General features: G+C 72.5%; 7 protein-coding genes and 1 pseudogene. 4 read left to right on the top strand and 4 right to left on the bottom strand.

Going from position 1 to position 6,779, the window contains the following annotated elements:
* Positions 1 to 195 (top strand): annotated as a pseudogene (locus ACFVX4_RS28925) (IS1182 family transposase); the annotation flags it as partial.
* On the opposite strand, the gene ACFVX4_RS28920 reads toward ACFVX4_RS28925, so the two are convergent.
* The 3 genes from ACFVX4_RS28920 to ACFVX4_RS28910 are packed head-to-tail and all read right to left on the bottom strand — an operon-like array spanning position 177 to position 854.
* Positions 177 to 437: a glutamate-cysteine ligase family protein gene (locus ACFVX4_RS28920; RefSeq protein WP_389982480.1), complete on the bottom strand. Its 261-nt coding sequence runs from the start codon at positions 435 to 437 to the stop codon at positions 177 to 179. The pseudogene ACFVX4_RS28925 and the gene ACFVX4_RS28920 sit on opposite strands and share 19 nt — an antisense overlap.
* A complete protein-coding gene (locus tag ACFVX4_RS28915) occupies positions 434 to 709 on the bottom strand; it encodes a glutamate-cysteine ligase family protein (RefSeq protein ID WP_389982477.1) in 276 nt (91 codons plus the stop codon). Before ACFVX4_RS28915 ends, ACFVX4_RS28920 begins: the two co-directional genes overlap by 4 nt.
* A 4-nt stretch (positions 710 to 713) precedes the next feature.
* Positions 714 to 854, bottom strand: a complete 141-nt coding sequence (locus tag ACFVX4_RS28910) for a hypothetical protein (protein ID WP_389982474.1) — start codon at positions 852 to 854, stop codon at positions 714 to 716.
* 134 nt (positions 855 to 988) lie between these two features.
* Between ACFVX4_RS28910 and ACFVX4_RS28905 the strand changes: the two genes are divergently transcribed.
* Genes ACFVX4_RS28905 through ACFVX4_RS28895 form a run of 3 tightly spaced genes read left to right on the top strand, consistent with a single transcriptional unit; the run spans position 989 to position 5,748 of the window.
* Positions 989 to 1,882, top strand: a complete 894-nt coding sequence (locus ACFVX4_RS28905; RefSeq protein ID WP_389982471.1) for an oxygenase MpaB family protein — start codon at positions 989 to 991, stop codon at positions 1,880 to 1,882.
* Between the two features lie 22 nt (positions 1,883 to 1,904).
* Positions 1,905 to 4,151 (top strand): tetratricopeptide repeat protein, encoded by a 2,247-nt coding sequence (locus ACFVX4_RS28900; protein ID WP_389982468.1) that lies wholly within the window; start codon positions 1,905 to 1,907, stop codon positions 4,149 to 4,151.
* Positions 4,152 to 4,203: 52 nt separating this feature from the next.
* A complete protein-coding gene (locus ACFVX4_RS28895; protein ID WP_389982466.1) occupies positions 4,204 to 5,748 on the top strand; it encodes a phytoene desaturase family protein in 1,545 nt (514 codons plus the stop codon).
* 55 nt (positions 5,749 to 5,803) lie between these two features.
* On the opposite strand, the gene ACFVX4_RS28890 is transcribed toward ACFVX4_RS28895, so the two are convergent.
* Positions 5,804 to 6,778, bottom strand: a complete 975-nt coding sequence (locus tag ACFVX4_RS28890; protein ID WP_389982463.1) for an acetylxylan esterase — start codon at positions 6,776 to 6,778, stop codon at positions 5,804 to 5,806.
* Position 6,779 lies beyond the last annotated feature (1 nt).

Raw genomic sequence — 6,779 nt, 5'->3', positions numbered from 1 at the left:
ACCATCAACCAGGCCCTCGACATCACCGGCATCCGCCGGGCCCGCTACCGCGGCCTACCGAAAGTCCGCCTCCAACACGCCTTCTCCGCCACCGCACTCAACGTGATCCGACTCGACGCACACTGGACCACCGGGCCACTCGACCGCGCCCGCCACAGCAGGCTCGAACGACTCAACTACCAACTCTCCGCCTGAACGAATTGGGCAGCAGGGTCGGTCAGCGCCGTGAGGAGATTCTCGTACTCGTCGTAGGAGGCGAAGTACGGCGGAGGTCCGGAGACCGGCCACCGCTGCCACATCATCCGGCGCCAGCTGGCGTACCCCGTGTCACGCCCGCAGAAGAACGGCGAGTTGGCCGACAGCGCGATCAGATGCGGAAGCCAGGGACGCAGATGGTTGCTCACGAGCACGGCGCGCTCCCGGTCCGGGACGCTCACGTGCACATGGGTCGCACAGCACAGATGACGTGCTCGTCGACCAGACCCCGGTAGTCCCGCAGCTGCTCCGTGCAGCGGGGGTCGTCGCTGACCGGCATCGGGATCGGGGTGCCGAGCGGGGCCGCGCCGACCGCGGCTGTACGGGCTCCCACGGTCTCGGCAGCGGCTGCGACGGCCCTTCGCGACCGCCGTAGCTCCCCGTGCAGTTCCTCGAAGGAGCCGCACGGCGGAGTCCTCGTCTCCACCTGGTACCGGCCCAGTTCCCGGGACACCAGATCACCCAGGTCCTCCGCGGCCTTCCGGCACCACATCGCCCGCGTACGGCACGACTTCACGGGTGAGGGGATCGACGAGAAAGTGCTCCTCCTCGACGCCCATGAGCGGCACCGAAGGACGTAATCGGCTCGAATCGGCCATGGAGGTCACCCTAGGAGGAACCCATGTACACCGCAATGGACCGTCCCGGCACCCCCCGCGGGAACCATGGGAGGTGTCGGCGCCCGTACGTATCCTTCGCGTACGTACGTCGCCGAGCGGGAGGTACGAACAGCATGGTGGACGCCGACCCGGGGCTCTTCGGGCCCGAATCCGTCACCTGGCAGATGCACGGCGACCCCATGATGTGGATCGCCGGAGTGCGGGCGCTCTACCTCCAGGCGCTGCACCCGCGAGCCGTACGCGGCGTGATGCAGAACTCCGACTTCCGCAAGGACGCCTGGGGGCGGCTGATGCGTACGGCCGGCTTCGTCGGCACGATCACCTACGGCACCACCGAGGCCGCCGAGCAGGCCGGTGCCCGGGTCCGCAGGATCCACCGGCTCATCAAGGCCACCGACCCGGAGACCGGGGAGACCTACGGGGTCGACGAGCCGGAACTGCTGCTCTGGGTGCACTGCGCGGAGGTCGACTCCTACCTCCAGGTCGAACGCCGCTCGGGCTTCCCGCTCACCGAAGCCCAGGTCGACCGCTACATCGACGAACACCGCCACAGTGCCCGCCTCGTCGGCCTCGACCCCGCCGATGTACCGGCCACCGCCGCACAGCTCGCCGCCTACTTCGAGCGGGTGCGTCCCCGCCTCGCCGCGTCCGCGGACGCGCTGGACGTCGACGACTTCCTGCGCCGGCCCCCCGTCCACCCGCTGCTCGTTCCGGCGCGGGCACTGCTGTGGCGGCGCGTCGCGGCACTCGCCTACCAGTCACTGCCCCCGTACGCCCATGAGCTCTACGGCAGACCCGCCGCCCCGGCGCACACCGTCGACCGCCGCCTGCGCACGGCGGGAACCACGCTGCGCTGCATCCCCGCCCGGCTCCGCTGGCAGCTCCCGCCCGGTCACATTCTGAACGCGATGGCCCGGCTCGGTCCCGGCAGCCGCCCCACCCCGTACAAACTGCGCAGCCGGGCCGCCATACTGGTCGGGCCGGGGAGGGCGCGGAAACAGGCGTAACAGACGGGGGCGACAGCAGGCGATGGCGGACACCAGGCTGATCCAGAGCCGGTACCGACTGCTCGATCTGATCGGGCGCGGAGGCATGGGTGAGGTGTGGCGCGCCCGCGACGAGTCGCTCGGCCGTCATGTCGCCGTAAAATGCCTCAAGCCGATGGGGCCCCAGCACGATCAGTCCTTCACCCGCGTCCTGCGTGAACGCTTCCGCCGCGAGGCCCGGGTCGCCGCCGCGCTCCAGCACCGCGGCGTCACCGTCGTCCACGACTTCGGCGAGCACGAAGGCGTCCTCTACCTGGTCATGGAACTCCTCGACGGCCGCAATCTCAGCCAGCTCCTAGAGGACAACAAACAGCACCCACTGCCGGTGCCCGACGTCGTCGACATCGCCGAACAGGTCGCCGACGCCCTCGGCTACACCCACCAGCAGGGCATCGTGCACCGCGACCTCAAGCCCGCCAACATCATGCGGCTGGCCGACGGCACGGTGAAGATCTGCGACTTCGGCATCGCCAGGCTCGGCCACGACATCGGCTTCAGCTCCCGCCTCACCGGCACCGGAATCGCCATGGGCACCCCGCACTACATGTCGCCCGAGCAGATCAGCGGCGGCCAGGTCGACCACCGCAGCGACCTCTACTCACTGGGCTGCGTGCTGTACGAGATCGCCACCGGAGCACCGCCGTTCGACCTCGACGACGCCTGGGCCGTCCTCGTCGGACACCGCGACACCCAGCCCCGGCCGCTGCGCACCCACCGGGCCGAGCTCCCGGGCTTCTTCGACCGCGTCGTGCTGGAACTGCTCTCCAAGACCCCCGAGGAGCGGCCCGTCGACGCGGGCGACCTGCGGCGGCGGATCGCCGTCGGCCGCACCGGCGAGCAGCCGCACCTGCCGCCCACCGGGCCGGTACCGCTCGCACCGCCCGTTCCCGTCGTACGCCCCGGGCAGCAGCTGCCGGCCTGGACCCGTGGCATGACCACCGGGCACAAGGCGACCGGCACCCACCCCGGGCTCGCCCCGCCCGACCACTCCGCCGGTCTCACCGGCGAGTGGACCACCGGCACCGACATGCGCAGCCTCACCGGCGAGCTGCCACCGGTCAGGGCCGAGCGCCCGACCCCGTCGCCGGAGCTGCTGTCCGTCCTCGCCAGCCGGCACAGCGCGGGACTCGACCTGGGCCGGCTCGGCCACTGGGAGGAGGCCGGTGAGGTGCACCGCGCGGTCGCCGCCGAACGCGAGCACGCCCTCGGCCCCGACCACCCCGACACCCTTTCCAGCCGGTACGAGATCGGCTTCACCCTCAGCCGCACCGGACGCGCCTCGGACGCCCTGCGGGAGTTCGACCGCGTCGCCCGGGGCCGCGAGCGCAGCCTGGGCCCCGACCACCCGGAGACCCTGGCCGCCCGCCAGGAGACGGCGTTCGTGCTGGGCCGGCTGGGCCGGCACTTCGAGGCGCATCAGGTGTACGCCGCGGTTCTCGCCTCCCGGGAACGCTCGATGGGCCCCGACCACCCCGACACCCTGCGCTGCCGCCACAACCTCGCCTTCAATCTCAGCCGGCTCGGCCGCCTGGAGGACTCGTACCGGATGGCCAGGGACGTGGCGTCGGCCCGCAGTCGGCTGCTCGGCGCCGACCACCCCGACGCCTTGGTCACCCTCTACGAGGTGGCGTACACGCTGGGCAGGCTGGGGCGCTGGACGGAGGCCCTGCAGGCGTACCGGGAGGTCGCCCACGCCCGGTCGAGGTCGCTCGGCGCCGATCACCCCGACACGCTCTCCGCCCGCTACGAGGTCGGCATCAGCCTGGGCCGCCTGGGCCGCAGCGCGGAAGCCCTGGAGCTGTACCGCGTCCTGGTGGAGGACCGGACCAGGGTGGGCGGCCCCACCGACCCCGAGACGCTCCGCGCCCGCCACGGCCTCGGCGTCAACCTGGGGCGCCTCGCTCGCTGGGAGGACGCGCTCGCCGAAGCCCGCGACGTGTGCGCGATCCGCGAACGCGTCCTGGGACCCGACCACCCCGACACCCTCGTCAGCCGCCGCGAGGTCGCCGTCGGCCTCGGCTGGCTCGGACGTTGGGCCGACGCCCTCACCGTCTACCGCACGGTTGCCGCGGCCCGCGAGCGGCTCCTGGGCGCCGACCACCCCGACGCCCTAGCCGCGCGCAACGACGAGGCGCACTGCCTGGAGCAGCTCGGCCGCGGGACGGAGGCCGTCGAGCTGTACCGGCAGGTCGCGGCGGTGCGCCGCGGGCAGCGGGCGTCGCCGCACTGACCGGGCACCACGGCCTCTGGTCAGGGGCGATCGTGCCGTGCTACGAAGGGTCATGCCCGTACCCGACAGCTATGACGCAGTGATCGTGGGCGGCGGCCACAACGGTCTGGTCGCCGCCGCCTACCTCGCCCGCGCGGGACAGTCCGTCCTGGTTCTGGAGCGCCTGGCCATCACCGGGGGAGCGGCCGTCTCGACCCGCCCCTTCGACGGGGTCGACGCCCGCCTGTCGCGCTACTCGTACCTGGTCTCCCTGCTCCCGCCCAAGATCGTCCGTGATCTCGGACTGGACTTCGCCGTACGGAAGCGGACCATCTCCTCGTACACCCCGACCGTGCGCGGCGGCCGTGCCACCGGGCTGCTCGTCGGCGGGGACCGTACCCGGGACTCCTTCGCCGCGCTCACCGGCTCCGACCGGGAGCACGCGGCGTGGCAGCGGTTCTACGGCATGACGCGGCGCGTCGCCGAACGGGCCTTCCCGACCCTCACCGAGCCGCTGCCCGGCCGCGACGCCCTGCGCGAGCGGATCGATGACCCGGAGGCCTGGCGGACGCTCTTCGAGGAGCCCATCGGTGTCGCCGTCGAGAAGAACTTCACCGACGACCTCGTACGCGGAGTCGTCCTCACCGACGCCCTGATCGGCACCTTCGCCGACGCGCACGATCCGTCGCTGCTCCAGAACCGTTGCTTCCTCTACCACGTCATCGGCGGCGGCACCGGCGACTGGGACGTCCCCGTCGGCGGCATGGGCGCGCTCACCGACGCCCTCGCCCGCGCCGCCCGCGAGGCCGGGGCGCAGATCCGGGTCCGGCACGAGGCGACCCGGATCGACACCGACGGGACACGGGCCGAGGTCACCGTCCGCTCCCCCGGGGCGGAACATGTCGTCGCGGCCCGCAAGGTTCTCGTCAACGCCTCGCCGCAGGCGCTCGCCGCCCTCCTCCGGGACGAACCGCCCGCCCCGGCCGAGGGCGCGCAACTGAAGGTGAACATGCTGCTCACCCGGCTGCCCCGGCTGCGCGACCGCTCCGTCGACCCGCGCGAGGCCTTCGCCGGAACGTTCCACATCGCCGAGGGGTACGGGCAGCTCGCCGACGCCTACCGGGACGCCGCGGCGGGCCGGCTGCCCGCCGCCCCGCCGTCCGAGATCTACTGCCACTCGCTGACCGACCCGTCGATCCTCGGCCCGGACCTCGCCGCCCGCGGCTACCAGACCCTCACCCTGTTCGGCCTGCACACCCCCGCCCGGCTCTTCGCCGCCGACAACGCGGCGACGCGGGCCGAGCTGCTGGCGGCGACGCTCGCCGAACTCGACGCGCACCTGGAGGAGCCGATCACCGGCTGCCTGGCACGCGACGGGAACGGCGAGCCGTGCATCGAGGCGAAGACCCCGCTCGACCTGGAGCGGGATCTGCGGCTGCCCGGCGGCCACATCTTCCACCGGGACCTCGCCTTCCCGTACGCCACGGAGTCCACCGGCCGGTGGGGAGTGGAGACGGCGCGCGCCAATGTGCTGCTGTGCGGGGCCGGCGCGGTGCGCGGCGGCGGGGTCAGCGGGGTACCCGGCCACAACGCCGCGATGGCGGCGCTGGGCCGGTGACCGTGGTCCGCCAGGCCCTGTCGTCAAACTGCCGTCTGCCGCGCGGCGTCTGCGCCTAGCAGCCGAACACGCCGCGCAGTGCCCCGAGCTTGCGCGGCAGGTCGTACTCGGCGCCGCCCTCGTGCCCGTTGTACGTGAACACCTCGATCTCCGCCGGACCCGCATAGCGGTGGTAGGCGGCGAACACCGTGGACGACGGGCAGATCTTGTCCATCAGGCCGACCGAGAACCACGCCGGGGCGGTCGCCCGTGCCGCGAAGTTGACCCCGTCGAAGTAGGACAGGGTCTCCATCGCCTCGTCGATCCGGAAGCGGTGCCCGGACAGCCAGCGGGCGATCTCCGCGTACGGTCCGGCGTCCGTGATCTGCGAGGCACGCCGGTAGTGGCAGAGGAAGGGCACATCGGCGACGGCCGCCACGATGTCGTCCCGCAGCCCGGCGACGGCCAGCGCGAGCCCGCCGCCCTGGCTGCCGCCGAGCACCGCCACCCGCGAGGCGTCCACCGCATCGTGGGCCTTCGCCGCGTCCACCGCCCGCACCGCGTCGGTGATCAGCCGCCGGTAGTAGTGGCGGTACGGGTCCTCGATGCCCCGGGTCAGGAAGCCGGGGGAGGAGGAACCGTGCCCGTCCGGGCCGATGTCCGGGGTGTCCGCGGTGTTCTTGCCGCCGCCGCCCTGGCCCCGGTTGTCCATCACCAGATGCGCGTACCCGAGCGCGCTCCAGGTCAGCCAGGAGTACGGAATGCCCCGGCCGCCGTTGTAGCCGATGTACTGCACCACGGCGGGCAGCGGGCCCGAACGCCCCTTCGGCAGCAGCAGCCATGCCTTCACCGGCTGCCCGCCCCAGCCCCGGAACGTCACGTCGAACACGTCGACGGTCGCGAATCCGGCGTCGTACGGGACGAACGCGGCGTCCAGGTCGTGGCGGGCCGTCTCGGTGAGGGTCTTCTCCCAGAAGGCGTCGAAGTCGGCCGGCTCCTCCGGCTCCGGCCGGTAGTCGCGCAGCCGGTCCAGAGGCATGTCGAACAGCAAG

The sequence above is a fragment of the Streptomyces sp. NPDC058240 genome (assembly GCF_042882135.1).
In the GTDB taxonomy this organism is placed as follows: domain Bacteria; phylum Actinomycetota; class Actinomycetes; order Streptomycetales; family Streptomycetaceae; genus Streptomyces.
This window is presented reverse-complemented; position numbering and strand designations above follow the sequence as displayed.